The organism is Synechococcus sp. MU1642, assembly GCF_020514115.1.
Lineage (GTDB): Bacteria > Cyanobacteriota > Cyanobacteriia > PCC-6307 > Cyanobiaceae > Parasynechococcus.
Genome location: NZ_VTKZ01000012.1, coordinates 26,065 through 52,054 on the forward strand (window position 1 = coordinate 26,065; position 25,990 = coordinate 52,054).

Consider the following 25,990-nt stretch of genomic DNA (forward strand, 5'->3'; position numbering starts at 1 on the left):
TCCAACGACACATTTATGGAGTTCAAAAGTGCGCTGGAGACCGCCAATGCGCAGTTGGCGGCACGGGGGTCACGCCTGCGTATCGAACAGCGGGGACGCCGCCTGAACCTGCGCGGGTCTCTGCCATTGCGCGGGGATCCGAGCCTGAACGGCTTGCAACGAATCAGCCTGGGGCTGATCGCCGATCCAGCCGGACTAAATCAAGCCCTCAGCAGTGCTGCCCTAGTGCAGCTGCAATTGGAGCAGCGCAGTTTTGATTGGACGCTCTGGTCGGCCCCCACCTCGCCAACCAAAGCCAAGGGGGGCTCAATCAGCATCCAGACCGCCATCGAAAGCTTCGAAGCAGCCTTTTTTGCCGACCCGCGTCGACGCCGTTCACCAGCGAGCAGTCGCACCACCTGGACCAGTGCCTACTTGCCGTACCTCAGGCGACTGGCGCGTCAGTGCAGTGATCAGCCGCTGGCGTCAGCGCTGCTGATGCAAACGCTGGTCAGTTACGACGACGGCAGCCGCAGCCGGCAGCAGTGCGCCACGGCCCTGGCCGCCCTGGCCCGGCATCTGGAGCTGCCCTTGCCAGAGGACTGGCGCCAAGAGGCCGGAGGCTACGGCCTGCATCGGGCACGCTTCCGCCAGCTGCCCACCGATCCGCAGATCTTCGAGGCCGCAAGCTGCATTCCCAATCCGCAGTGGCGCCTGGCCTTTGCCCTGATGGCCACCTACGGCCTGCGCAACCACGAGGTGTTCTTCTGCGATTGCTCCTCCCTAGCCCCAGGCGGGGATCAAGTGTTGCGGGTGCTGCCGACCACCAAAACCGGTGAGCACCAGAGCTGGCCGTTCCACCCCGACTGGGTCGAGCGCTTCGGATTGCAGGAGCTGGCGGAGAACCCAGCCGCCCTGCCTGCGATCCAAACTGATCTGCGTCGCACCACTCTGCAACAGGTGGGACGGCGGGTGAGTGAGCAGTTCCGCCGCTACAACCTGCCGATCACCCCCTACGACCTGCGCCACGCCTGGGCGGTGCGCACCATCCACGTTGGCCTGCCTGACACCGTTGCCGCCAGGATGATGGGCCACTCGGTAACGATCCACACCCGCACCTATCACCACTGGATCACCCGGCGTGACCAGCAGCAGGCGGTGGATGCAGCCCTAGCCCGGCAACCGGCCTGACATCAATCTGACTGCTCTTTTTGTACATAAACGATGACGTCGTTTCTGAGGCCGCTGGCCTACCGCTACCGCTGGATTTACGACACGGTGACCGCGGTGTCGTCGCTGAGTGTGGGTGGGGTGGAGCGCCTGCGCGGCCTAGGGCTCGAGGCATTGCAGCCCCATCTCAAACCTGGAGCGGCAGTGCTGGATTTCTGCTGCGGCAGTGGGGAAGCAGCGGCCCCATGGCTAGCGGCGGGCTATGCCGTAACCGGGCTCGATGTTTCCCCCCGCGCCCTTGATCTCGCCGCCCAACGCCACCCCACCCTGGAGCGGGTGGAGGGGCTGGCCGAAGATCCGCCGCTGGCCGATGCCAGCTTCAGCGCCATCCAGCTGAGCGTGGCCCTGCACGAATTCCCCCGCAGCGATCGGGAGAGGGTGCTGCGCAGTGCCCTCAGGCTGCTGGAACCGGGAGGCTGGTTGGTGCTTGTGGATCTGCATCCGGCAGGTCCCTGGCTGAAGCTGCCCCAACAACTGTTTTGCGCCCTGTTTGAAACCGATACCGCCACCGCCATGCTGGAGGACGACCTCCCCTCCCAGCTGGAGAAACTTGGTTTCAGCAGCGTGAGCCAAGAGCTGCTGGCGGGTCGGGCTCTGCAACGCATCACTGCCACTCGGCCTCGATAGAACCAACAACGCCCCTCCTCAAAAATGAGCACAAACGACCTCGATCAATCCGCCGCAGAGCTGGGCATGGGGGGCAAGCTCTCCCCCGAAACAGACGACGCCGGTTACCGCAAACGGATGGAGCGGCGCCAGCAGGTGCAAAAGCAACGGGTGGAGGAACGCGATAAGGAGAAGGGGCTGGTACTGGTGTTCACCGGCCAGGGCAAGGGCAAAACAACCGCCGGGCTTGGGCTAGTGCTTCGCACCCTTGGCCATGACGAGCGGGTGGCGATTGTTCAATTCATCAAGGGGGGCTGGGAGCCCGGCGAAGCACGAGCACTGCAGGCCTTCGGCAAGCAGGTGAGCTGGCATGCCCTGGGGGAAGGCTTCACATGGGAAACCCAGAACCGAAAGCGGGATCAACAACTTGTAGAGGCGGCCTGGCAGACGGCCCTTGGCTACCTGCGCGATGCCAGCGTGAAATTGGTGCTGCTCGACGAGCTGAATGTGGCCTTGAAACTGGGCTACATCGAGGCCGGTACGGTGATCGCCGGATTGAACGAGCGACCAGAGCTCACCCACGTTGCGGTCACCGGCCGTGGCGCACCAGCCGAGCTGGTGGAGCGGGCCGATCTGGTGACGGAAATGACTCTGGTGCACCACCCTTTCCGCGAACAGGGGGTGAAGGCCCAGGCGGGCATCGAGTTTTGAGGGTTGAACAACCCAGCCTTAGGCCGCTTCAGCCGCCTCGAGATCGTCCTGAAGATAACGGGTGGCCGCGGTGAGCACCGACAGCCCACTCACCAACAGAGCACGGTGCACCACAGGCTCACGCCAACAGTCTGGATCCTGGCTGGCCCGTTCCAGGGCGGAAAGCGTGAGACGGGCCATCACACCGCTTTGGGTGGCATCGCTCTCTGGCATCAAACAGCCGCGGTTTCCCCATCCAAGCGGCGACGAGAGGCTTCTGCCAGTGCTTGCTACTGTCAAAAGGATCTGGACCGTAGATGACCTACACACGCGTCCTGCTGAAACTCAGCGGCGAAGCTCTGATGGGATCTCAGGGCTATGGCATCGATCCCGCGATTGTTCAGTCAATTGCCTCCGATGTGGCCAAGGTGGTGGCCAGTGGCACCCAACTTGCGATCGTCGTAGGCGGCGGCAACATCTTCCGAGGCCTTAAGGGTTCTGCAGCGGGAATGGAACGGGCCACAGCTGACTATGTCGGCATGTTGGCCACGGTGATGAACGCCATCACCCTCCAAGACGGGCTCGAAAGGGCCGGAGTTCCCACTCGGGTGCAGACCGCCATCGCCATGCAGGAAGTAGCGGAGCCCTACATCCGCCGTAAAGCCATTCGACACCTGGAAAAAAACCGTGTGGTGGTGTTCGGCGCCGGTTGCGGAAACCCTTTCTTCACCACCGACACCACCGCTGCCCTCCGGGCCGCCGAAATCAATGCCGATGTGGTGTTCAAAGCCACCAAGGTGGATGGGGTCTACGACAAGGACCCGGCCAAGCACGCTGATGCGGTGAAGCATGAGCAACTCAGCTACCAGGATGTGCTCAGCGGCGAATTGGGTGTGATGGACAGCACCGCCATCGCCCTCTGTAAAGACAACAACATCCCGATTGTGGTTTTCAACCTGTTTGAACCTGGCAACATCGGCAGAGCCGTGGCCGGGGAACCGATCGGGTCCCGCATCGGCGACCCCGCCTAACAACGCCACCCAGTACGCAAGCCTCCTCCCTCAGCAACCATGTCGACCCAGGACCTCGAAGCCAGCATGCGCAAGTCGGTGGAGGCCACCCAGCGCAACTTCAACACGATCCGCACCGGCCGTGCCAATTCCTCCCTGCTGGACCGGATCAGCGTGGAGTACTACGGCGCTGACACACCGCTGAAGTCGCTGGCCACCCTGTCGACCCCGGACTCCCAGACCATCCAGATCCAACCGTTCGACATCAGCGCCCTGGCCTCGATCGAAAAAGCAATTGCCATGAGTGAGCTGGGCTTCACCCCCAACAACGACGGCAAGATCATTCGCATCAACGTTCCGCCCCTCACCGAGGAACGCCGCAAGGAGTTCTGCAAGTTGGCCTCCAAGTACGCCGAGGAAGGCAAGGTGGCCCTGCGAAACCTACGCCGCGACGCGATCGACAAGATCAAGAAGCAGGAGAAGGAGGGCGAGTTCTCCGAGGACCAGAGCCGCGATGAGCAAGACAGCGTTCAGAAAACACTCGACAAGTTCATTTCTGAACTCGAGGAGCACCTGGCCACCAAAGAAGCCGACATCCTCAAGGTGTGAGCAACGGAGTGGATCGGACCCGCGATGTTCTGATCGTCGGGTCCGGGGCCTCTGGTGGTGCAGCGGCAGTGCATCTTGCGGCAGCGGGCCATGACGTTCTGACACTTGAGCGCGACGACGGGCCGCGAGTTAAACCCTGCGGTGGTGGCATGGCAGCCTCTGTGCAGCAGTGGTTCCCGTTTTCCCTAGAGCCAGCGGTGGAACAGGTGATCCGTCAGGTGGATTTCAGTTGGTGCCTGGAGGATCCGGTAGTCGCCGAGCTACCCGGAGATGCACCGTTCTGGATCGTGCGCCGCGAAACGCTGGATCAACTGCTCTCAGACCAGGCCATTCAAGCTGGGGCTGAACGCCTTACAGGCGTTGAGGTCAATGACATCCGTCGTCATGGAGATATTTGGCAAGTAACGGCAACCGATGGTCGCCATTGGCAGGGGCGGGCCGTGGTGATTGCCGATGGTTCGGGGTCCCCTTGGCCCCGACGGCTCGGCCTAGGAGCCAAACAACCCCAGATGGCTACCACCATGTCGGTGAGGCTCGAGGGTCAAGGCAGGCTCAGCGATGGCACCACCCGCTTTGAATTCGGCCTGGTGCAACAGGGCTTCGCCTGGGCCTTTCCCCTCGCTGGCGGGGTGAACATCGGTGTGGGCAGCTTTATCGGCAAGCAGGACGCCGACCCGGAGCAGGTGCTAGCCCAGCTGCTGCCGGATCTGGGTTTCGCCACCGATGCTGGAATCCGCCAACGGGGGCAACTACGGGTGTGGAACGGCCATCACCGTCTGGATGGCAACGGCATTGTCGTGGTCGGCGATGCAGCATCACTGTGCGATCCATTTCTGGCTGAAGGGCTACGCCCTGCCCTGATGAGCGGCTGCGAGGCGGCTCGACATCTGAACCAATGGCTCAAAGGTGACACTCGAGATGTGCGGGGCTACAGCCGCAGCATGCGAGAGCGCTGGGGTGAGTCGATGGCCTGGGGTCGGCGCATTGCCCAGGTGTTCTATCGATTCCCCGGTGTGGGGTATCAGCTGGGGATCAAGCGGCCCACCGCTCCACGGCGGATCGCTCAGATTCTCTCCGGGGAGATGGGCTACGGCGACATCGCCCAACGGGTGATCAAACGGCTGTTGCTACAGCACAACTAAAGGCCAAGGCTGAGCTGGTGGCAGCCGTTGTCGGGTTGATCAGGTTTGCGCCGGCGGCGGGAGGTTGTTGGCTTTAACCCCGCCTTGCGGGAGCCATGCTTGCGCTGAATCGCATCGGCATGGCGGTCAAACCCGGCAGATCGACGAATCTCCCAGATGCGATCCTTAGCGTCCTGTATCGATGCAGTGACATCAACGATCGGTGGCGGCTTACCACCGCCGAGCATCCAAGGCTCATGGATGTGAATCGTGGGCACATCCTTGAGTTCAGGGCACCACTGACGGATGAACAACCCCTGGGGGTCGTGATCCATGCCCTGCTTGATCGGGTTGTAAATCCGAATCGTGTTGATCGACGTGCTGCCCGACTGCATCTGGCACTGGCTCCAGTGGATCCCCGGTTCGTAATCAACAAACTGACGGGCCAGATGCAAACCACTGTCCCTCCAGGGAAGCCAGAGGTTGTAGCTGGCGAAGGACATCAACATCGCCCGCATGCGGAAGTTGATCCAGCCATGGGCCTGCAAGGCGCGCATGCATGCATCCACAAAGGGGACGCCAGTGCGGCCTTCGCTCCAGGCCATCAAACGCTCGGCATCCAATGCGCGAATGCCCCGCATAAACGGATGAAAATCGCTGAATTCAATCGCGGGCTGATCCTCCAGCTTCTGTATGAAATGGCAGTGCCAGTGCAGCCGTGATTCAAAGCTGCTGACGCCGCGACCGCTATGGGTGCGGCTGGTCTGCAGCACCTCTCGCATCGAGAGACAACCCCAGGTGAGATAGGTCGAAAGCCGAGAACAGCCAGTGAATGCGGTGTTGGGGCTCGACATCGACCGTTGATAGCGCTGGGCACGGTGCTGCAGAAAGTCGCTCAACTCCTTGAGGCCGATCGAACGCCCGCCCATCTGACGCTGCGGACACATATCCGAACTCAGGTCTGAGCAGGGGCGCTCAGGGATCACACCAGGATCAATGCCCTCCAGCGGTTGCAACGCGGCCGGCGCTGGCGTGATGGGCTCCGTCATCTGAACCTCCCAGCGGTTGGCCCAGCCATTGCGGCTGCGCATCCGACGCGTCACCCCGAACTGTGGGATTTCGGTCCAGGCGATGCCGTGCTGAAGAGCCCAGGCCCCAATGCGTTTGTCGCGCCGGTAAGTCCAGCAGTTGCCGGTTTCCTCATGGCTCCACAGCCCATCGATACCGAACTGGCGCCGGGCCCGCTCCAGCACCTGCACCACATCACCGATGCGTACCACCAATGGCTGACCCAAGTCCGCCAGGGCCTGGCGCAACTCCACAAGCGACTCCCGGCAGAAGAGCCACTGCCGCTCGGAGGCATCGGGCTGCTGCCACAACTCCGCCTCCACCACGTACAACGGCAGCACCAGGCCCCGATCGGCAGCAGCAACCAAGGGCCGGTGATCAACGATGCGCAGATCACGCTTGAACCAAACGATCTGCAGCGGTGTCATTCACTGCAATTCAAGGGCATCGGTTCTAGTAGATCCAGCGCTTCATCCAAGCCTCAATCAACAGACATCTCCATCACAGCGCTGGAGCGGGTTTTCACGGTGTTGCGGAAACCCACCACATCCAAACGGCGCATCATCAAAGCAGCACCAAGGAAACAAACCATCTGCAGGGCAAAAACACCGCGATAGGCAGCGAACAAATCACCCCCGTTCCAAGCTTTGAGCAAGGTGAGGCAGGCATTCATGCACACCTCCAGCGACAGGCCAAACAAGCCAATGACAGCCCGCAACAAGGGGATGGACTGCTCAGAGCCAGCCCAAACCATAAACAGCAAGGCCAAAGCAGCCAGCACAGCCGGCAGCTGGATGTCTTGAATTAATAGACGATTCAGCAGTCCCAGGATGAGGACACCAAGGATTCACAGACTGAGCTGGAACAATCCAAGTGCATCCCCAGGCGGAGCGGCCACATCGCTAGTAATCGAAATCCAAAATCCCGATCATTCTCACTGATCAACCGAAAAACTCAGTTGCTTTCCTCATACAACGCAAGCCTGATTTTCTATGCGGCATAGCCGTTCTAGACGAGCCATATGCCACGACAAACGCTTGAGAAAATCCTGTTCAAAGCCTATTTTCAAGCGCTAATCCATCGCTTTAACAACTAGAGATGCAACCAAAGCTGTTCTTCATCATTCGAATGCACCGCACAGATACAGACTGGATCACCCAATACAAATTCTCCACAATTGCAGACCAATACAACCTCGACACCCCTGATATTTCCCCTTACCTCCAAAGCTTCAATTTGCCCTTGCAATAAAGATCTTCGCAACACATTTCAGCCACGATTCAAAATCAAGTCGAACAATCGTCGAGCACCATAAAAATCTTCTGTCTCAGCCGTCAGCTAACTTGATATCGCGCAAACGAGCATCAATCGATGCGAGCAGCTGTACTGCAAACATCGGCGTCTCCTGAACCGCAAACAGAAATTTGTCGCGGTTCATGGCAATCAAACGGCAATCACTGGTGGCCGTGGCTGTGCTCAGACGCTGATGGTCCTCCATCACTAAGGCCCCCGCGCCGAACACATGGCCTACAGGGATGTCCTCATGTCCCTCATGGCCTGCTGAATCGATCCAGGTGAGCCGCACCGATCCCTCCAGCAGGCCATACATGCAGGCGCCGGTTTCTCCCGTACGAAACAGCAAGTCACCCGGCTGGAGATGCATCACCTCGGCCTTGCTGGCCAAAGCACGCATGGTGTCGAGCGCATGCATGGAACCAGCGCGACTCAGACAGAGGTCAGAGCCAGGGCTGCGCCAAAGCCTCGGCGCACATCCTCCTGAGAGATCAAACCATCATGGTCATGATCCAGGGCATCAAAGATGGCATCACTGCCGAGCCATTCATCGCGGGTGATCGAGCCATCGCCGTTCATGTCGTTCAGCATGAAGATCTCAGACACGGCGTGGCGGAAGGCGGAGCCACCCTCCAGTTCAGCCAGACGATGGGCCAGTTGATGCTCAAGCGTTTCAATTGCCTTGCTGAAGCCTTTGATGCCCTCGGTGAGCTTATCGCTGGCCATCCGATCGTCCTGCATCAATGCATCAAAGCTGGCACGATCGACGTGAATCTTGGCTTCGCCAACCGTGGGATGGGCCGCATCCAATTTCTGGGTCAGCACTGCATCACTTTCACGGAGTTGATCCAACAACTTTGGTGAAATCGTGAGCAGATCGCAACCAGACAGCTCAGTGATCTCATCGATGTTGCGGAAGCTCGCCCCCATCACCTCCGTGCTGTAGCCGTGGGTCTTGTAGTAATTGAAGATCTTGGTCACCGAAATCACCCCGGGATCTTCCGGCCCGGGATAGGAATCGCGCCCGGTTTCTGCCTTATACCAATCCAAGATACGCCCGACGAAAGGGGAAATAAGGGTGACGCCGGCTTCGGCACAGGCAACCGCCTGACCGAAACCAAACAGCAGGGTGAGGTTGCAGTGAATCCCCTCTTTCTCCAGCACCTCGGCGGCTTTGATGCCTTCCCAGGTGGAAGCAATTTTGATCAGAACGCGATCGTTGCTGATGCCGGCATCGTTGTACAAACGAATCAGCTTGCGCCCCTTTTCAATCGTGGCGTCGGTATCAAAACTCAGGCGAGCATCCACCTCCGTTGACACACGACGGGGAACAATCTTGAGAATCTCCTTACCGAAGATCACACTGATTTCATCCAGCGCTTCCCGCACAACGTCTTCCACCGCTGCGTTGCTACCCATCAACTTGCGCGACGACCGCAACGCCTCATCAATCAGGTTCTGGTAAGCCGGAATCTGCGCAGCAGCCAGTATCAACGACGGGTTGGTGGTGGCATCCCGAGGGGTGAACTTACGGATCGCCTCCAGATCACCCGTGTCGGCAACGACCACGGTCATTTGTGAAAGCTGATCGAGCAGGCTGGCCATGATGTACGACGGCTCAATACCCGTAACGTAGCGGCGCTTTTTGATGCGTCAGCTATTCAAAAGCTTGTTCAATTCAGCAGGTTTTGAGGGAGCAATGCGCTCCACAACCAGCAAGGCATCAATGATCTGCTTGGCGACAGGAACGGCCACGGTGGAGCCATAGGCGTGTTCACCTTGGGGCTCATCCACCACCACAAAAACCACGTAACGGGGATCCTCAATCGGCAAGGTCGCTACAAAGCTGCAGATCTTGGCTCCTGGAAGATAGATCCCATTCAGGGCTTTCTGCGCCGTTCCAGTTTTACCACCAATTCGGTAGCCGGGCGTTTTCACACCCTTCCCACTGCCCTGATCCACCACAGATTCCATCCACTGGAGCACCGTGCGCGTGACCTCCGAATTCAGCAACTGCTGACCACTGGGTGCCGCCGCAGGTGCCAAGGCATCACCCGAGCGGAAGCCACGGGTGATGTGGGGACTGATCAATTTGCCACCGTTGGCCAGCATCCCGTGAAGCTGCACCAGCTTGAGCGGCGTCAGCGAAAACCCCTGACCGAAGGCCGTCGTCGCCGGCTCGATCGGCTGACTGGTGAACTGCTTCTTGCTCTTGAGCTGTCCGGCCACCGCTCCAGGTAGGTCGGTGTCGGGACGCTGATTGATGCCAAGACGCTCCATCCAGTTCCAGTAGGCATCGTTGTCAAGACGGCGCATGGCTTGGACCATGCCGACGTTGCTGGACACCTGCAACACGGTGGCGAAATCCACCAAACCATGGGCTTTTTTGTCGTGGTTGTTGATCGGCCAACCACCGATCATCAGCTTGCCCACGTCATTCACCCGATCCGTCGCTTGAATGGCACCGTCCTGAAGTGCCAGAGCCAGATTGATCGGCTTGAACGTCGAACCCGGTTCATAGAGATCCTGAACGGACCATTCCCGAAACCGCCCAGTGGGGAAATCCCAGTAGCGGTTGGGGTCATAGGTGGGTGTCGATGCCAGCACCAACAGCTCACCATTGGTGGCATCCATCACGATCGCGGCACCCTTCTGGGCTTTCCACTTGGCAACCTGCTCAGCAAGAGCTTTGAGTGCCACCTGCTGGAGTCTCGAATCCAGCGTCAGCTGCAGGCGCAAATCATCGCCATAGAAGGCTCCCGGGGCGAGGTTGGCCGGCAACGGCGTGCCGTCAGCGCCGCGGCGGAGGTATCGGGTTTGCTCATGGCGAGCCAGATCACCATCACGGCTCTGTTCAAGACCTGCTTGAGGTTGCCGCTCCGCATTGAGAAAGCCCACCACGTTGGCGAACAACGACGCCTGGGGATACACCCGCTGGGGGTAGGCCTCCAGATCCAGGCCGCTGATTCCAAGGGCACGGATGCGATCGGCCGTCTCCGGATCCAGCTCCTCAGCCAATTTGATCCCCGAGGCCTGGGTCCCCATGGCCATCAGTAGCTCAGGCAGGGAACGAGCCAAGGGATCGGCCAACACCTCCGCCACATCTTCGGCAGGACGAACGAGATTTGGGGCATCTCCCGGCATGTTGAAGTAGCGGGGATGGGCCCAGAGCCGAAACCGCTTTTCATCCATCGCGACCAGGCGGCCGGTGCGATCGACAATCGGACGCCGTTGCCCCAAGGGTTGGGTGCGCTGCGTTTGCAGCTGACGGGCACGCTGCTCCAGATCTGGGGCTTGCACCAACTGCAGCCAGGCCATGCGACCCACCAACCCCAGCAGGCCTGCCGCCAGGATCCAAAAAATGATCCAAAGCCGCTTGGGCGGAACCTGGGTCAGAGGAACGACCCGCGCGCGGGATCGCCGCGAACGGATGGGTCGATGCCCTGACAACCGCGTCATCAGTACCCCGCCCGAATGGGCTGACTCCCGAGGGCCTGAAGCGATGCCATTGGAGAGGAAGCGGACGCTTGCAGAGAGCCCAAATCGGGGGGATCGAGATGCACCAGATTGGCCACTTGCGTTGGCACCAGGCGGTTGGGCTGCTGAGAACGCTGCAAAAGATGCTGTTCCAGCACAGCGGTTGATTCCGTCAAGCGGTGTGCCTGGGTGCGTGTTGCCTCAAGCAGGTGGAAGGCAACGGTCCAGCGATGCTGCCAGTGCAGCGTGAGACCAGCCAGAACCGCAACCGCCGCAATCAAACCCAGCAGCGTGCCATCCATCAGGCGATGGAGTCCCCCAAGGAGAGGGGAGCGTCGTGCAATACGTCCGGAGGACAGTGACCCTTGAATCAGCTCGAAAGCCGTGGTCGATGCACGCTGTTCCGGAGCGGCAACCACCGGGATCACAGGCGAATAGGCCAGTGAACCACCTGCAGAAAGGCGGGGCAAGGCTCAGAGCAGCAGCAGGTTCAGGAACGTCACGGCGTTCCACAGCCCATGCATCAGCACCGAGGGCCACAGGCGTCCGCTGCGCAGCCGCACCAAACCAAGCCCAACCCCCAAAACCATGAGCGGCGCCAACTCGCCAACACTGATGTGGGCCATGGCAAACAAAAGGCCACTTAGCAGGACCCCCGGGAGGGGACCGAGCCGGGTCGCCAATACCGGCAGCAAGGCACCGCGGAAAATCGTCTCTTCAAACAGCGGCGCCAGCACAACCGCAGTGAGAGCAAGCAAGGCCAGGGCAAGCGGGTCACGGCTGCCCAGCACCAACTCCAACAGCGGATTGCTGCCCCCGGGATCCCCCACCAGGCGCACGAGCAACCACCCCGTGAGCATCACCACCGGTGTCACCATCAACCAGCCCGCCAGCGCATCGCGCAGAGCTGAGAGCAGCGGACGCAAGCGCCACTGCATCCATCCGCCCAGCGGTGCCCTCTCCTTGGGTAGCGAACGCACTTGCCGCCAAAGGATCAGCAGACTCGGCAAGGCCATCATGGCGTAGTTGATCACCACGCTGACGGCTTCACGACGAGGACTGCCAAGCCCCGCCGTCAGTGCACCCACCAGCGGGAACGCCAACAGCGGAACGCCAACAGCACTGATTACCACGAAGCCACCTGCCACCAGAAGCGCCATGTCGACCAGGGTCAGCTCCGGCCCCTGAACATCGGGCCAGGCCATCAGCCGGCCTCGCAGCAAACGCCAGGCCTGACCAAGCAGCAGGAGGCCACCCAGCAGGGCCGTCACCAGGGGCAGCATCGTGCTGAGGGCCAAACGGAACGCCGCTTTCCCCGCGGCTGCAGCATCGATACAGAGCGTCGGATCAGAGACGCCCTCTTCGCAATGCAACTGCTGGAGCAAAAGATCGTCGGCGTCGCGTGCAAGGTCCGCTGATGCGGAACCTTGGCCCTGCAACAACAAAAGCATCTGTTGTTGCCGCTCGTTTCGCTGCTCTGGGCTGATTCCCACCAGGGCCTTAAGCAGCGCATCCCGTGGCGACTCCCCCAGGAGGGCGTCCCGCAACGGGGGCGGCACTGCTGATTCAGCAAGAAGCGTCAGCTCCTGCTGCTGAAGGCTCAGGGCCGGTGCCACCGAAGGTCGCGAAAGGCTGTCAATCAAGCCCGACAACCAAATAAAACAAGCCAAAGCGAGGGACAAGGCCGCCAGAAGTCCCTTCCAGCGCGGGGAAACCGGTTGTGGGGAACTGGGCACCAGCGGGCATCAACTGCCCACGATTGTCCCCCCGAAAGGCCGCTTCCATACGATGGCCGCGCCTTGACGCTGCACCGTGCCCCTTCGACTTCTTCTGGTCCGCCACGGGCTCAGCAGTTTCAACAAGGAACGGCGCATCCAGGGCCGCGATGATCTCTCGAACCTCAGCGAGGAGGGGCATGAGCAGGCCAGGGCCCTAGGCCGCTCGCTCCAGGACGTGAGCATCCAGGCCATCTACAGCTCTCCCTTACAGAGGGCGGCCGCAACCACTGCGAGCCTGCTGGAGGCCAAAGGCGGGCGGACACCGGGTCCCGTCTTTGACGATGGACTGCTGGAAGTGGATCTGGAGCCCTGGTCCGGCCAGACCATCGACGAGCTGACGCAAGGCTCAACGGAGGCCTACAAAATCTGGAAGCAGCGGCCCATGGAGCTGGAGCTCCAGCGTCGTGATGGTTCGAGCTACAAGCCACTTCCTGAACTGATGGAACAGGCGCGGGGCTTCATCAGCAACCTGTTGGAGCGCCATCACGCCAACGGCAACGACACGGTGCTGGTGGTGGCCCACAACGCCATCCTGCGCTGCCTGATGCTGGTGTTGCTGGGGGAACCCGACCAAGGCTTCCGGCGTCTCCGCGTCGACAACACCTCCCTTTCCATCTTCAACCTCCGGCCGGGAGAGAACGGCCCCCAGGTGCAGATCGAATGCTTGAACAGCACCACGCATCTGCAACCACTGCCGGAGAAGGACAAAAACGCCAGGCTGATTTTGGTGCGACACGGCGAAACCGATTGGAACAAAGCCGGGCGCTTCCAGGGGCAGATCGATATTCCGCTCAATGAGAACGGTCGCCGTCAAGCCGCGGCCGCCCGCGATTTTCTCAAAGACATCCCCATCGATCGGGCCTGGAGCAGCACGCTGTCGCGCCCAACCGAAACGGCCCAGATCATTCTCGAGGCACATAGGGATGTACCCCTGACTCAGATCGACGGACTGGTGGAGATCGGACACGGTCTCTGGGAAGGCAAGCTCGAATCCGAGATCAGAGATGGCTGGTCGGAGCTGCTGGACACCTGGAAACGTGCTCCGGAAACCGTGCAGATGCCTGAGGGGGAAACCATCCAGGACGTGTGGGCCCGTTCCGTCCGGAGCTGGGGAGAGATCGCTGGCGAGCTGAAGCCTGAGGCAACGGTGCTGGTGGTGGCCCACGACGCCGTCAACAAAACGATCCTCTGCGATCTGTTAGGGCTGACCCCAGCAGATATCTGGGCCGTCAAACAGGGCAACGGTGGCGTCACGGTGGTCGACATTGCCGCCGATCCAGGCCAGCCTGCAGTAGTGAGCTGCCTCAACCTCACCTCCCATTTCGGAAGCGTGATTGACCAAACGGCAGCAGGCGCTCTCTGACGTCATGAACGACACCTTGCTGCTGGATCCGGTGCGCGTCCTGCGTGGCCCCGGACATTCGGTTCAGCGAGGTGCAGTCCTGATCCACCAAGGGGTGCTCGTCGGCTTTGACGACCAGGCCCGGCAGCAGGCCCTCGACCTGGGCATCAAAGCCAGTCCAGCACCGGATCAACTAGTCGCCCCCTGCCTGGTGGATCCCCATTCCATCCTTGAGACCCCCTTCAGTGGAGATCAAGAAACAGCCGTGAGCCTGCGGCACTGTGCCGCCGAAGCGGGCTACGGCCAGATTGCCCTGCTTCCCCGCAGCAGCAGCTGGCGCGATTGTCCTGAGCGGCTACAGGGTTTCAGCCTCGATCAGGATCAGACGGCAACGGTTCGCCTGCACCTTTGGGGAGGCTTCAGCCGCGGCGGCAAGGCCGATGAACTTGCTCCCCATGGCGATCTTCTCGAACATGGTGCCATCGGACTGGCGGACGATGACGCCATGGTTCCAACCCCGTTGCTGGAACGGGGACTGTTGCTCGGAGAGATGGGGGGATGCCCGGTGCTCGTGGCACCCCGGAATCCCGATCTGCAAGGGGAGGGTCTGGTGCGGGAAGGGGTGGAGACGCTGCGGGCCGGGTGGCCAGCGGATCCGATCACCAGCGAGACCTTTCCCCTCAGCCAGTTACTGCTGCTGCATCAACGCCATCCGGAACGACAACTGCGGCTGATGAACCTCTCCACGGCAGCGGCGGTGCAACAACTTTCAGGCTGCGATTCCCCCCCCTTGAGCAGCGTGAGCTGGTGGCATCTTCTAACCGACCGCAGCATGCTGGCCAGCAGCAACCCGGGCTGGCGTGTTTGCCCATCCCTGGGTGGACCAGACGATCGCCAGCAGTTGATCCAGGCTGTCTATCGGCGAACGATTACTGCCGTGGCTGTCCACGCTGTGCCTCTGGATGCCGAGGACATGCTGTTGCCAGGTGACCAGCGCCCTGCAGGCCTCAGCGGCCACCATGTGGTGCTTCCTGCACTGTGGAATGCCCTGGTGCGGCCTGGACGCTGGACCGTGGAAGATCTTTGGCAGGCCCTCAGCTTTGGGCCGTCGGCGCTGATCGACCAGCCCCCTGAACAGCTTGAGCAGGGCAGCCGGCGCTGGCTGCTGTTCGATCCCGATCAAAGCTGGACCATCAGCAGCAACACCCCTGGAGCACCGCGTGCTGCCAACATCCCTTGGCTAGGCCGGGAGCTTCAAGGACGGGTTGTGGCCTGTGGCCTCAGTTGCTGAGCGATCCGATGCGCGAAGGAGGCCAGAAGCGGAAAACGGCACGCCCAATGATCTGATCGTCAGGCAAAAACGGGCCGCCTGGCCAGCGACGGGCATCCTGGCTGTTACGGCGGTTGTCGCCCAGCACAACAACGTTGTCTTCGGGAACAACGGCATACAGACCCTTGCAGCCGATCATTCCGTCGCGATCGGAGCAGAAGTTTGTGACGTAAGGCTCTTTGAAGGCCGTGCCGTTAATGCTGACAGCACCACGGCTGTTGACCTCCACGACATCACCAGGGACACCCACCACCCGTTTGATCCAAGCCTCACATTCGGGATAGCGCTGCAACAGCACACGATCCACAACCCAGCTGATGCCCGGGAAGGTGACCAAGCCGCACTTGAGTGGATTGGGTTGCCCCGCCTCCAACTTCCAAACGGGATCGAAGGCACTGGGAGAATTGAACACAACGATCTCTCCCCGCTGAGGAGGTCTTGAGCGGTACGACAGCTTCTCAACGATCAACTTGTCGCCGACCTGAAGACCCGGCAGCATCGACCCCGAAGGGATGTAGCGGGCTTCAAAAGCGAACTGCCGAAGCAGCAAATAAAGAGAAACCGTGAACACAAATGGAGCCCAGAACTCCCATATCGCGCTCACTCTGCCCTTCACATCGGAAGGCCCTCTCTCCGCGTTCAATGTGGGCAGGCTCAATCTTTCGACTCACGATAGGGGGAACCTGCAGGCCCCATGATCCGTCCACGCTGGCAAGCACTCAAGCCCCAACACGGCCTGCTCAGCTGGCGCCGGTGGGACCAGGCCATTGCTGTCATCGCTGCAGTCAATTTCACCTGGGTCGCCATTGACCTCACTTACATCCCCCTGCGGAACTTCTGGCTGCAACGCAATCTTTATCCAGTGCCATCGCTTCCCCTCGTGGTTCCCCTGCCCTGGCTGCCAGACATCACCCCATTGCTGGACCCCCTCAAGGGCATCGAACCCCATCGCGACACCAAGGCTTACCTCGAGGCTTACACGGCTCTGGATCGGGCACTGCAGCAGAACGGCTCGAGCACTGCTGAAAGCACGGATCTGCTGAAGCAGCAGGCGGCGCTTACTACAACGCTGATGGACAGCAACCCGTTCATCAGTTCAGGCCAAGCCGGCGCGCTTGAAAAATTTAAGAACCGACTCCGCGCCCGCACCGGCCTGGAATCAGCCCGTGACTCCGCCAACCTGCTCCTAAGCCCCGAGCATCTGGAAAGCTTCCCCTGGAGCCAGGAGCGTCAGTTCTGGAACCAGAAGATCCTGCCACTGGTGGAAAGCAACTACTGGCGAAGCATCGATGAAAACGGCCGCCCCAGCGATTTGAGCTGGCGCATCGACACGCCTTTTCAACTGCTGTTTCTGCTCGACATTCTTCTGCGCGGCTGGCGCCTGAAACAGCGCTACCCGGCGATCCGCTGGCGCGACGCACTGTTACGCCGCTGGATCGATTTGCCCCTGCTGCTGCCGTTTGCGCGCTGGCTAAGGGTGATTCCGGTCACAGAGCGGCTTTGCAGAGCCGGCTTACTGCAACTCGAACCGCTTCGTGCCGTGATCAGCCGCGGCGTGGTGGCCCTGTTGGCGGTGGAGCTGTTTGAAGTGATCGCCATCAGGGTGGTCGATGCTCTGCAGCAATTGATCCGATCACCACAGCTGCCGGAGAGGGTTCGCGGACTCTGCAGCTACCAAAGCAGTGATCTGAACGATGAGCGGGAGGTAATCGAGCTGCTGCGGTTGTGGCTTCCCCTGCTGCTGACTCGCATTGGCCCGGCCATGCGACCGCAACTGCAAGCCGTGATCAGCCATCTAGTGCAGCAGAGCTTGGACCAGAACATCGTGCCGGATGCCTTGCGGCGGCTTCCTGGACTGCAAAACGCCGAATCAGAATTCAGCCGCCAGTTGGCCGAAAGCATGGTGACCTCAGTGCTCGACCTATCCAAGGGAGCCGGAAACCGCATCGGTCAGCGTGACCCTGTTCTGGAGTCCCTTGGATCCGAGACCTTGGATCGACTCTGGGAGGAACTGGCCCACACCCTTGAGCAGGGTCCTGTACTGAGCCGCAGCCAGGATCTTCTGGTCGCCCTACTGGAAGAGATCAAACGTTCGAGCTTCAGGCAGATACGCGACCAAGGCGATGTGGACGCCCTGATCAGCGAATTGGATGGCTTGAACTTCAGCCCTGGAGTGCCGAAGCCCAAAGATCAGGCTTGAAGCCGGTCAGATACGTGGAGCTATTCACTTCCACGAAAGGTCGTTTGATCAATTTGCCATCTGCAGACAAGGCATCCATCGCCTGGTCATCAGTAAGAGCCTTCACTGTTGCCGCGCCAATGGCGCGATAACTCTGCCCACTGGTGTTGAACAACAGCTTCCTGTCACCGAGGGATTGGTGAGCGGCCGCCAGCTTGGCCTTTGACGGTGGAGTCAGGGTGATGTCGTAAACCTCATGGGCGATGCCTCGCTCGGTAAGCCAGGCCAATGCCTTTCGACAGGTGCTGCAGCGGTTGTAGCTGTAGACCTGGAGGGTTCCGGCCAAGACTCAGCGGCCGAACAGGGATTTGATAGCACCAACTAGGCTGTTGGAGCCTCGGCCCACACCTTCAGCCGGACGGGTACGAACTGTGACATCACCAAACACTGTGGTGCGGCAGCTCAGACGGAAGTTCGCAGGACGGTCAGCCAGATAGACCTCCTCGACGTCGCTGCGGGGGGACAAGTTGGCCTGTCCTTCAACCACCTCCATCACACATGTGCCGCACTGACCAACGCCACTGCAGTTGTTGAGGTTGTTGAGACTCTTGTAGGGATTGACGCCTGCATCGAGTGCAGCTTTACGCAGATTCGCGCCCTCGATGCAGCCAACCTGCTGGCCTTCCTGCTCGAATCGGATGGTGGGCACGGTTTCCGCAAATCTCAATGCGCACCAACTTACAAGCATCCGGCCTTAACAAGGGGCTCTTCCCTGAGATCAATTGGCTGCATTCATGCAGGAATCAAGTAACGGCTGAACCGCATCAAGGCCGCGCCACCCGTCAATCGTCACAACTCCACCCTGAAGCGTGCGGTAGGTCCTGAAGAATTCAGCAACCTCCTCGAGCTGGGATGCCGCGATCTGGCGAATGCTGCGAATCTCATCCTGACGGGGGTCTGCATCGGGAACACAAAGGATCTTCCCGTCGTAAGCACCCCGATCATGGAGATCCAACACACCTATGGGGCGAGCCTTGATCAGGCAACCCGCGAAGGTGGGTTCAGCCATAATCACCATCGCGTCGAGGGGAGAACCATCCTCCGCCAGCGTGTTGGGGATAAAGCCGTAGTCGAAGGGGTAACGCACCGAAGAGTGCATCACCCGGTCGAGGACCATCACGCCAGCTTCGGCGGAGTACTCGTATTTATTCCTGCTTCCTGCCGGAATCTCCACGATGAGATTCACCAAACCTGGCGAAGGTGACGGGGGGAGCTGATGGAGATCCATGCCGATCCGAGGCGATGGGGATCAGTTGAGGAGAAGGGAACGTTCGATCCGTGATCACAGCCACAAGAGGAGCACTGAAACTGACAACAGCAATCAGCAATCCTTTTATGGCCGTCAACGAGGCGCGACGACTAAACGGCTCATCCGCCTCAGACGACGCGATGGCGTCATCGTGAGACGGGTGGGAAACATCTGAGGCCATAAAACGGGGAGCTGCAAAAGCCCCCTCTTCCGATCAAAACGTTGGTCAACTCATTCTGTCACTGCCAAAAGCAGGACGCACCAATCATTAAGCGGCGGGCCGGCCTTGCTGGTCAAGACGTGCGCTCAGGTCAGAAGGTGATTTTCCAGTCGCCTCGAGTTGGCTTCGGATCAGTCGGAGCTCCTCAAGGATCGATCCCAAAATTTGCTGCGTCGCCGTTGAGGGGGAGTTCAGCACCTCCACGGTGACTTCCTTGATGCGTAGAACATCTTTGGCGAAGCGCGCCACCTCGTTGGGGTGGAACATCAGCGGATCTTTCTGATCGCTGCGGTACTCCGGATTCAGCTTGCGGGGGTTAAAGGGAGGATTGAGGTTGCGAGAATCTGTATTTGTGTACCGGTAAACCGAGGCACGGGAGCGGTTCAGGGATTTCTGAACGTCGTCGATTCCGACCAGGGCCTCAGCCTGAGCAGACGCCTGGACTGGATCAATGGAAAGCTCGGCTACTTGTTGAACGCTTGATGACACAGATTCAACGGACCGAGGAAACATGAGACGGGCCTAGGACAGTCTGGATTGAGCTGGACGGTAGCAGCCGAGACTCAGGGCGCAGAGTGGAATTCCAGCAAAACAGACACTTCCGCAATCGGCATGCCTCCGAAGCGGTGATAACTTCCAAATCTCATTTTCTTGTGATTGATGCGCGTCTCCCGCCTGTTGCTGGTGACGCTTCGGGATGTTCCCGCCGAAGCGGAGATCACCTCGCATCAGTTGCTTCTCAGGGCTGGCTTTATCCGTCGCGTTGGATCAGGGATCTACGCCTACCTCCCCTTGATGTGGAGGGTGCTTCAGAAGATCACCACCGTGGTGCGTGAGGAGATGAACCGCGCTGGCGCCCAAGAAACCCTGCTGCCGCAGCTGCATCCTGCTGAGCTCTGGCAAAAAAGTGGCCGTTGGCAGGGCTACACCGCTGGAGAGGGCATCATGTTCCACCTCGAAGACCGACAAGGCAGAGAGCTGGGGCTTGGCCCAACTCATGAAGAAGTGATCACCAGCCTGGCGGGTGAGCTGCTGAGGTCATACCGGCAGCTCCCGGTGAACCTGTACCAGATCCAGACCAAATTTCGCGACGAGATCCGACCCCGCTTTGGCCTCATGCGAGGCCGCGAATTCATCATGAAGGACGCCTACTCCTTCCATGCCAGCGAAGCGGATCTTCGCGATACCTACGGCGACATGGATCAGGCCTACCGCCGCATCTTTGAACGTTGTGGTCTGGATGCCGTCCCTGTCGATGCCGATAGCGGAGCGATCGGCGGCGCCGCCTCCCAGGAGTTCATGGTGACAGCGGATGCCGGGGAAGACCTGATCCTGATCAGCGATGACGGCCAATACGCCGCCAATCAAGAAAAGGCTGTTTCGATCCCATCGGCCGCATCTCCTCTCCCCTATGGCCCAGAAGAATCGATTCCAACCCCTGGTTTGGGCAGCATCGAGAGCCTTTGCGACGCCAAAGGCTGGGATCCGAGCCAAGTGGTGAAGGTGCTGCTGTTCATAGCGAAGCTGGACGATGACACCCTCCAACCCCTGCTGGTGAGCCTCCGTGGTGACCAAGAGCTCAACCCGACCAAGGTTGTGAACGCCGTCAGCCAAATCCTGAACAAGGGTGTTCTCGATTGCCGCCCGATCACACCAGACGACAACAACCGTCAGCAGATTGATCTGATCCCCTTTGGTTCGATCGGCCCCGACCTCTCCGATGACGTCCTGCAAGGAGCCAAGACCTGGGAGCCAACATTCCTGCGTCTGGGGGACGAAACCGCCAGCGAACTCGGCAACTTCATCTGTGGTGCCAACAGGCCCGATCTGCACCGTTTCAACACCAGCTGGGCCGCCATCGGGCAGAAGCCGGTCAGCCTGGATCTGCGCAATGCACGGGCAGGCGACGTCTGCACACACAACCCCGAATCACGGCTGACGGAAAAAAGGGGCATCGAAGTTGGCCACATTTTTCAGTTGGGCCGGAAATATTCCGAGGCCATGGAGAGCCGTTTCACCAACGAGAATGGCAAGACCGAACCGTTCTGGATGGGTTGCTACGGAATCGGCGTTTCCAGGCTGGCGCAGGCTGCCGTCGAACAGCACCACGACGACAGCGGCATCTGTTGGCCGACCGCCATTGCCCCCTTTGAAGCCATCGTCGTTGTTGCGAACGTTCAGGACGAGACCCAGGCCCAGCTTGGTGAAGCTCTCTATACGCAGCTTCAGGCTGCCGGAGTCGATGTGCTCATCGACGACCGCAAAGAACGCGCCGGCGTCAAGTTCAAAGACGCAGATCTGATCGGCATCCCTTGGCGGATCGTGGTGGGACGCGACGCGAGCGAGGGAACCGTTGAACTGGTGTGCCGCAGCAGCCGCGAGGTGCAGGAACTCCCCCATACTGAGGCTGTGACCTACCTGATCAAGGCACTCCACCCCTAAAGTTATTCAACATTGAAGGGTTTCATGCTCTCCGCACTGACACGCCTGCTTCGCCCCCTCAGCCGGGCTGCCGTAGCCCTTGGCCTGGGGTTGTGCCTTCTCCTGACGGCCTGCAGTGGGGATGCTGAAGCTCGTCTCAGCGGCGACTACGTAGAAGACACCGTGGCGGTCTCCCGCACCTTGCTAACGGTGATCGACCTGCCTCAGGACGATCCGACCCACGCCGCAGCTGAAGCCGACGCTCGGATATTGATCAACGACTACATGTCCCGTTATCGGCCCCAACCCCGTGTGAACGGACTCAGCTCCTTCACAACTATGCAAACAGCGCTGAATTCTTTGGCTGGGCATTACGCCTCCTACGCCAATCGCCCCCTGCCTGAAGCGCTGCATGACCGCATCGCCAAGGAACTCAACAAGGCTGAGAAATCAGTGGTCCGGGGCAGCTGAGCCCTCAAGACAATCTCAGCTTTGACGGGGCCACCCGAGATCTGAGATACTCGCGGATTGTGCAGATCTGCGGCTTCGGGCCGCCGTGTTCTTGGCCAACGTTGTCGTCATCGGAGCGCAGTGGGGTGACGAGGGGAAAGGAAAGATCACCGATCTCCTGAGCCGCTCCGCCGATGTGGTGGTTCGGTATCAGGGTGGTGTGAATGCAGGCCACACGATTGTTGTTGACGATCGTGTGCTCAAGCTGCACCTGATTCCCTCTGGAATCCTCTATCCCGACACGATCTGTCTGATCGGATCCGGCACGGTGGTGGATCCCAAGGTGATGCTTGGGGAGCTGGACATGCTGATCGCCAACGACATTGATATTTCAGGGCTTCGATTGGCATCCACGGCCCACGTGACGATGCCCTATCACCGCCTGCTAGATCAGGCGATGGAGAAGCAGCGGGGGGCACGCCGGATCGGAACCACAGGCCGCGGAATCGGCCCCACCTATGCCGACAAGTCGCAGCGCAGTGGCATCCGCGTCATCGACCTGCTGGACGAACAGCGGCTGAGCGAACGCCTTGAAGGCCCACTTCAAGAGAAGAACGAGCTTCTTCAAACCATTTACGGCGTTGCTCCACTGAACGCCGAAGACGTCATCCAGGAATATCTGGAATACGGCAAGCGCCTCGCACCCCACGTGGTGGAGTGCACCCAGACGATTCATCAGGCAGCGCGAGCTCGCAAAAACATCCTGTTCGAAGGTGCACAGGGCACGCTGTTGGACCTGGACCACGGCACCTACCCGTACGTCACTTCCTCCAATCCAGTTTCCGGCGGTGCCTGCATCGGTGCAGGCGTCGGCCCGACCCTTATTGACCGTGTCATCGGCGTCGCCAAGGCTTACACCACCCGCGTGGGTGAAGGCCCCTTCCCCACCGAGCTAAGCGGAAGCCTTAATGACCAGCTCACGGAACGCGGTGGTGAATTCGGCACCACCACTGGCCGACAACGTCGCTGTGGGTGGTTTGACGGCGTGATCGGTCGCTATGCCGTGCAGGTCAACGGCTTGGACTGTCTGGCCGTGACCAAGCTGGATGTTCTGGATGAACTGGACGAAATTCAGGTCTGTGTGGCCTATGAACTCAATGGCGAGCGAATCGAGCACTTCCCGAGCAGTGCCGATGACTTCGCCCAGTGCAAACCCATCTTCGAAACGCTGCCTGGCTGGCAGTGCTCCACCGAAGAATGCCGCAGCCTTGAGGACCTCCCCATACCAGCCATGGATTACCTGCGCTTCCTCGCCGATTTGATGGAAGTGCCGATCGCCATTGTCTCCCTGGGGGCCAGCCGTGATCAGACCATCGTTGTCGAAGATCCGATCCATGGCCCCAAGCGGGCCTTGTTGAGCGCCTGAGCCTCTGAGGTTCATACTTCGGGGCTGCTTTCCAAGCGCCGATGTCATCAGAGACCCGTTTCCCCAGCGCCTGCAGCCTCGATGTCGTTGGCATCGGCAACGCCATCGTCGATGTTCTGGTGCAGACGGACGACAATTTCATTGCTGAACATGGCCTCCAGAAAGGGGGCATGGCGCTGATCGATGAACAACAGGCTGAGGCTCTCTACAAGGCCAGTGGCGCTGGCCTGGAGACCTCCGGTGGCTCGGTTGCAAACACCATGGTGGGCATCGCCCAGCTCGGCGGTCGCGCTGGTTTCATCGGCCGTGTTCGGGACGACCAGCTCGGCAGCATTTTCAGCCACGACATCCGGGCCGTTGGTGCACGCTTTGAAACCCCAGCAGCCACCAGTGGAACCACAACAGCGCGCTGCCTGATTTACGTCACGCCCGATGCCGAGCGGACCATGTGCACGTTCCTGGGGGCCTCCACCCAACTGGAGCCCGAGGATCTCGACCTCTCCATGGTCAAGCAGGCCAAGGTGCTTTACCTGGAGGGCTACCTCTGGGACAGTCCTGCCGCCAAACGGGCTTTTATCGCCGCCGCCGAAGCCTGCCGCGAAGCAGGCGGAAAGGTAGCTCTTTCACTCTCCGATGGCTTCTGTGTGGATCGGCACAGAGCGAGTTTTCTCGAACTGGTGAATGGCCACGTCGATGTGCTGTTCGCCAATGACGTCGAAATTCAGTCGCTTTATGAAACTGATGATTTCGACCAAGCCCTCGAGCGAGTGCGCGGCGGCTGCTCGGTGATTGCGATCACCCGTGGTGCCCAGGGATCCGTTGTACTGAGTGGAGACCAGCGCTGGGATGTCGGCATCTTCGGCCTGGGAGACCTGGTGGACACCACGGGAGCAGGCGACCTCTATGCCGGCGGATTCCTGCATGGCTTCACCCAGGGCGAATCCCTCGAGCGCTGTGCTGAGCTCGGAGCCCTCTGCGCCGGCCAGATCGTGACCCAACTGGGGGCCCGCTCCCAGGTCTGCCTCAAGCAGCTGGCGGAGACGCATCTGAACTGAGCTCAGCGATAGCCCAGGCCCCATAGGCCGGTGATGCCATTACCGGCCAGCACAACCACTCGGGGGTGTCGTAGCTGTGCAGCTCTGAGACGGCTGAGCGCAGGGCGTCCAAATGCTGAGCGGAGGTCTTCATCAAGAGTTGGACCTCATGGGACGCCTGCAGTGTCCCCTCCCAGCGATAGAACGACTGAACGGGATGGATGGACACACAAGCCACGAGATCGCGCTCTAGCAAGGCCTCAGCCAGCTGTTGGGCCCGCTCAGCATTCGCTTCCGTGGTGAGGGCCAGCACGAGCCCACTCGCTTCAATCACGATCAAGCCGATTCACCAGGCCAATGACATCCTCGACACAATCCACCCCATCGGGGGGGGATGGACGCCGCAACAGCAGCAAGCTCAGCCCCAGTTCCGTGGTGAGTTGATGCCAGAGCTGTTCCGTCACACCACCGGACTGACGGCAGAGCACCACCCCAATGTCCCAGCGACGGCAGAGAGACCGCTCGATCGCCCCCGGCACCTCCCCCTGCAGGGGGCGCACCACGGCCAGGTGATCCGGGGGCAGCCCTGCTCGCAAGGCCGCGCGCAATCCATCGGGGGACGGAAGTGCACGGCCATAGGGGATGGCTCCGGCGCGGCGCACAGCAGCAGTCAAGGCCGGAAGATGACGACCTCCAATGGCCAGCAGCAGACGCTGGCCATTGAGCGACTGGGCGGCCAATGCCTCGGTATCAGCCAGCAGAGAAGCCGCTCCCAGCGGTTCAAGGCGACGCTCATAACGCAGCAGCGGTTGGCCGAGATCCGCACAAGCCGTGACCAGGTCATGGCTGACCCGAACCGCAAAGGGATGCGTGGCATCCACCACCCAACGGAAAGGGCCCGACTGGTGCAGAGCTGCCGTCATTCCAACAATGCCCTGCAGGGCACCGATCGAGATCCGCTCGAGTGGCAGTCCCGCGTAGGCCTTCGCTGCAGTTGCAGTCACCACACTCACGCTCACACGCCAATTGCGGCGGTAGAGCTCCTGCACCAAGCGCGGCCCTTCGCCGGTTCCAGCCAGCAGCAGCACACGACGCTGGTCATTCGCGGGGCCTTGCATCAGGATGTGCGCCGACATCAGTTCAAGCCATGAACCATTGCGTGCTCGAAGTGGAGGTGATCGACGCACCGACGGTTCGATATACCCAGGACAACCAGACTCCCATTGCGGAGATGGCCGTGCGCTTTGATCCCCTTCGGGAGGGTGATCCGCCAGGCGAATTGAAAGTGGTGGGCTGGGGCAACCTGGCCCAGGAGCTGCAGAACCGTGTGCAGAACGGGCAGCGGCTGCTGATTGAAGGCCGGCTGCGGATGAACACCATGCCCCGGGGCGATGGCATGAAGGAAAAACGGGCTGAAT

General features: G+C 60.4%; 29 protein-coding genes. 14 read left to right on the forward strand and 15 right to left on the reverse strand.

Translation table 11 applies throughout. The features are described from left to right. The first annotated feature begins 15 nt into the window (after positions 1 to 15). Genes FZZ85_RS10440 through cobO form a run of 3 tightly spaced genes read left to right on the forward strand, consistent with a single transcriptional unit; the run spans position 16 to position 2,526 of the window. Positions 16 to 1,170 carry a site-specific integrase gene (locus FZZ85_RS10440; protein ID WP_226414977.1) on the forward strand — a complete coding sequence of 385 codons (1,155 nt, stop codon included), beginning with the start codon at positions 16 to 18 and terminating at the stop codon, positions 1,168 to 1,170. 33 nt (positions 1,171 to 1,203) lie between these two features. After that, complete coding sequence (locus tag FZZ85_RS10445; protein ID WP_226414910.1) at positions 1,204 to 1,836, forward strand: class I SAM-dependent methyltransferase; 633 nt, start codon at positions 1,204 to 1,206, stop codon at positions 1,834 to 1,836. A 24-nt stretch (positions 1,837 to 1,860) separates the two neighbouring features. After that, positions 1,861 to 2,526 carry a cob(I)yrinic acid a,c-diamide adenosyltransferase gene (cobO, locus tag FZZ85_RS10450; protein WP_226414912.1) on the forward strand — a complete coding sequence of 222 codons (666 nt, stop codon included), beginning with the start codon at positions 1,861 to 1,863 and terminating at the stop codon, positions 2,524 to 2,526. An 18-nt stretch (positions 2,527 to 2,544) separates the two neighbouring features. Here cobO and FZZ85_RS10455 read toward each other — a convergent pair whose 3' ends face one another. Next, positions 2,545 to 2,739 (reverse strand): hypothetical protein, encoded by a 195-nt coding sequence (locus tag FZZ85_RS10455; RefSeq protein WP_226414914.1) that lies wholly within the window; start codon positions 2,737 to 2,739, stop codon positions 2,545 to 2,547. Positions 2,740 to 2,822: 83 nt separating this feature from the next. Between FZZ85_RS10455 and pyrH the strand changes: the two genes are divergently transcribed. Genes pyrH through FZZ85_RS10470 form a run of 3 tightly spaced genes read left to right on the forward strand, consistent with a single transcriptional unit; the run spans position 2,823 to position 5,266 of the window. Next, the gene (gene pyrH, locus FZZ85_RS10460; protein ID WP_226401367.1) at positions 2,823 to 3,536 is read left to right on the forward strand and encodes a UMP kinase; all 714 of its coding nucleotides are present in this window, start codon (positions 2,823 to 2,825) and stop codon (positions 3,534 to 3,536) included. A gap of 39 nt (positions 3,537 to 3,575) precedes the next feature. Beyond that, on the forward strand, positions 3,576 to 4,124 hold the full coding sequence (gene frr, locus FZZ85_RS10465) for a ribosome recycling factor (RefSeq protein WP_226414916.1): 549 nt from the start codon (positions 3,576 to 3,578) through the stop codon (positions 4,122 to 4,124). Then, positions 4,121 to 5,266 (forward strand): geranylgeranyl reductase family protein, encoded by a 1,146-nt coding sequence (locus tag FZZ85_RS10470; protein ID WP_226414919.1) that lies wholly within the window; start codon positions 4,121 to 4,123, stop codon positions 5,264 to 5,266. Before frr ends, FZZ85_RS10470 begins: the two co-directional genes overlap by 4 nt. Here the strand turns inward: FZZ85_RS10470 and FZZ85_RS10475 are convergent. The 7 genes from FZZ85_RS10475 to FZZ85_RS10505 form a co-directional block, all read right to left on the reverse strand. Continuing rightward, positions 5,263 to 6,741, reverse strand: a complete 1,479-nt coding sequence (locus FZZ85_RS10475; protein WP_226414922.1) for a deoxyribodipyrimidine photo-lyase — start codon at positions 6,739 to 6,741, stop codon at positions 5,263 to 5,265. The genes FZZ85_RS10470 and FZZ85_RS10475 overlap by 4 nt on opposite strands. Positions 6,742 to 6,794: 53 nt before the next feature. Then, positions 6,795 to 7,082 carry a hypothetical protein gene (locus FZZ85_RS10480; protein WP_226414926.1) on the reverse strand — a complete coding sequence of 96 codons (288 nt, stop codon included), beginning with the start codon at positions 7,080 to 7,082 and terminating at the stop codon, positions 6,795 to 6,797. A 558-nt stretch (positions 7,083 to 7,640) separates the two neighbouring features. After that, entirely contained in the window at positions 7,641 to 8,024 is a 384-nt protein-coding gene (locus FZZ85_RS10485; protein ID WP_226414929.1) for a cyclic nucleotide-binding domain-containing protein, read from the reverse strand. Between the two features lie 14 nt (positions 8,025 to 8,038). After that, positions 8,039 to 9,211 (reverse strand): transaldolase, encoded by a 1,173-nt coding sequence (locus FZZ85_RS10490; protein ID WP_226414932.1) that lies wholly within the window; start codon positions 9,209 to 9,211, stop codon positions 8,039 to 8,041. 48 nt (positions 9,212 to 9,259) lie between these two features. Beyond that, a complete protein-coding gene (locus FZZ85_RS10495) occupies positions 9,260 to 11,065 on the reverse strand; it encodes a penicillin-binding protein 2 (protein ID WP_226414934.1) in 1,806 nt (601 codons plus the stop codon). Continuing rightward, a complete protein-coding gene (locus FZZ85_RS10500) occupies positions 11,065 to 11,553 on the reverse strand; it encodes a hypothetical protein (protein ID WP_226414936.1) in 489 nt (162 codons plus the stop codon). The genes FZZ85_RS10495 and FZZ85_RS10500 overlap by 1 nt, the downstream gene beginning before the upstream one ends. Before the next feature lie 3 nt (positions 11,554 to 11,556). Then, positions 11,557 to 12,819, reverse strand: coding sequence for a CPBP family intramembrane glutamic endopeptidase (locus FZZ85_RS10505; protein WP_226414938.1), 1,263 nt, complete (start codon positions 12,817 to 12,819; stop codon positions 11,557 to 11,559). Between the two features lie 76 nt (positions 12,820 to 12,895). On the opposite strand from FZZ85_RS10505, the gene FZZ85_RS10510 reads away from it, so the two are divergent. Beyond that, positions 12,896 to 14,224 (forward strand): histidine phosphatase family protein, encoded by a 1,329-nt coding sequence (locus FZZ85_RS10510; RefSeq protein WP_226414940.1) that lies wholly within the window; start codon positions 12,896 to 12,898, stop codon positions 14,222 to 14,224. A 4-nt stretch (positions 14,225 to 14,228) separates the two neighbouring features. Continuing rightward, positions 14,229 to 15,494: a dihydroorotase gene (locus tag FZZ85_RS10515; RefSeq protein WP_226414942.1), complete on the forward strand. Its 1,266-nt coding sequence runs from the start codon at positions 14,229 to 14,231 to the stop codon at positions 15,492 to 15,494. On the opposite strand, the gene lepB is transcribed toward FZZ85_RS10515, so the two are convergent. Further along, positions 15,484 to 16,149 carry a signal peptidase I gene (lepB, locus tag FZZ85_RS10520; RefSeq protein WP_226414980.1) on the reverse strand — a complete coding sequence of 222 codons (666 nt, stop codon included), beginning with the start codon at positions 16,147 to 16,149 and terminating at the stop codon, positions 15,484 to 15,486. The two genes, FZZ85_RS10515 and lepB, sit on opposite strands and share 11 nt — an antisense overlap. A gap of 78 nt (positions 16,150 to 16,227) precedes the next feature. Between lepB and FZZ85_RS10525 the strand changes: the two genes are divergently transcribed. Continuing rightward, positions 16,228 to 17,733, forward strand: coding sequence for a hypothetical protein (locus tag FZZ85_RS10525; RefSeq protein ID WP_226414944.1), 1,506 nt, complete (start codon positions 16,228 to 16,230; stop codon positions 17,731 to 17,733). On the opposite strand, the gene FZZ85_RS10530 is transcribed toward FZZ85_RS10525, so the two are convergent. The 4 genes from FZZ85_RS10530 to FZZ85_RS10545 all read right to left on the reverse strand — a co-directional run bounded on the left by FZZ85_RS10530 (position 17,696) and on the right by FZZ85_RS10545 (position 19,754). Further along, on the reverse strand, positions 17,696 to 18,058 hold the full coding sequence (locus FZZ85_RS10530) for a Spx/MgsR family RNA polymerase-binding regulatory protein (protein ID WP_226414946.1): 363 nt from the start codon (positions 18,056 to 18,058) through the stop codon (positions 17,696 to 17,698). The genes FZZ85_RS10525 and FZZ85_RS10530 overlap by 38 nt on opposite strands. Before the next feature lie 3 nt (positions 18,059 to 18,061). Further along, entirely contained in the window at positions 18,062 to 18,421 is a 360-nt protein-coding gene (locus FZZ85_RS10535; protein WP_114987966.1) for a 2Fe-2S iron-sulfur cluster-binding protein, read from the reverse strand. 69 nt (positions 18,422 to 18,490) lie between these two features. Further along, positions 18,491 to 19,000: an inorganic diphosphatase gene (locus FZZ85_RS10540; RefSeq protein ID WP_226414948.1), complete on the reverse strand. Its 510-nt coding sequence runs from the start codon at positions 18,998 to 19,000 to the stop codon at positions 18,491 to 18,493. A 289-nt stretch (positions 19,001 to 19,289) separates the two neighbouring features. Next, a complete protein-coding gene (locus FZZ85_RS10545; protein WP_226414950.1) occupies positions 19,290 to 19,754 on the reverse strand; it encodes a resolvase in 465 nt (154 codons plus the stop codon). Between the two features lie 147 nt (positions 19,755 to 19,901). Here FZZ85_RS10545 and FZZ85_RS10550 point away from each other — a divergent pair, with 147 nt between their 5' ends. The 4 genes from FZZ85_RS10550 to FZZ85_RS10565 all read left to right on the forward strand — a co-directional run bounded on the left by FZZ85_RS10550 (position 19,902) and on the right by FZZ85_RS10565 (position 24,593). Beyond that, positions 19,902 to 21,683: a proline--tRNA ligase gene (locus FZZ85_RS10550; RefSeq protein WP_226414952.1), complete on the forward strand. Its 1,782-nt coding sequence runs from the start codon at positions 19,902 to 19,904 to the stop codon at positions 21,681 to 21,683. Between the two features lie 24 nt (positions 21,684 to 21,707). Continuing rightward, positions 21,708 to 22,133, forward strand: coding sequence for a photosystem II protein Psb27 (psb27, locus tag FZZ85_RS10555; RefSeq protein ID WP_226414954.1), 426 nt, complete (start codon positions 21,708 to 21,710; stop codon positions 22,131 to 22,133). A gap of 85 nt (positions 22,134 to 22,218) precedes the next feature. Continuing rightward, positions 22,219 to 23,538: an adenylosuccinate synthase gene (locus FZZ85_RS10560; protein WP_226414956.1), complete on the forward strand. Its 1,320-nt coding sequence runs from the start codon at positions 22,219 to 22,221 to the stop codon at positions 23,536 to 23,538. 41 nt (positions 23,539 to 23,579) lie between these two features. Next, positions 23,580 to 24,593, forward strand: a complete 1,014-nt coding sequence (locus FZZ85_RS10565; RefSeq protein ID WP_226414959.1) for an adenosine kinase — start codon at positions 23,580 to 23,582, stop codon at positions 24,591 to 24,593. Here the strand turns inward: FZZ85_RS10565 and cutA are convergent. After that, positions 24,562 to 24,906: a divalent-cation tolerance protein CutA gene (gene cutA / locus FZZ85_RS10570; RefSeq protein WP_226414961.1), complete on the reverse strand. Its 345-nt coding sequence runs from the start codon at positions 24,904 to 24,906 to the stop codon at positions 24,562 to 24,564. The two genes, FZZ85_RS10565 and cutA, sit on opposite strands and share 32 nt — an antisense overlap. Then, positions 24,899 to 25,690, reverse strand: coding sequence for a precorrin-6A/cobalt-precorrin-6A reductase (locus tag FZZ85_RS10575; protein WP_226414982.1), 792 nt, complete (start codon positions 25,688 to 25,690; stop codon positions 24,899 to 24,901). The genes cutA and FZZ85_RS10575 overlap by 8 nt, the downstream gene beginning before the upstream one ends. Before the next feature lie 29 nt (positions 25,691 to 25,719). On the opposite strand from FZZ85_RS10575, the gene FZZ85_RS10580 reads away from it, so the two are divergent. Then, on the forward strand, positions 25,720 to 25,990 hold a 271-nt coding region (locus FZZ85_RS10580; protein ID WP_226414964.1), incomplete at its 3' end, for a single-stranded DNA-binding protein.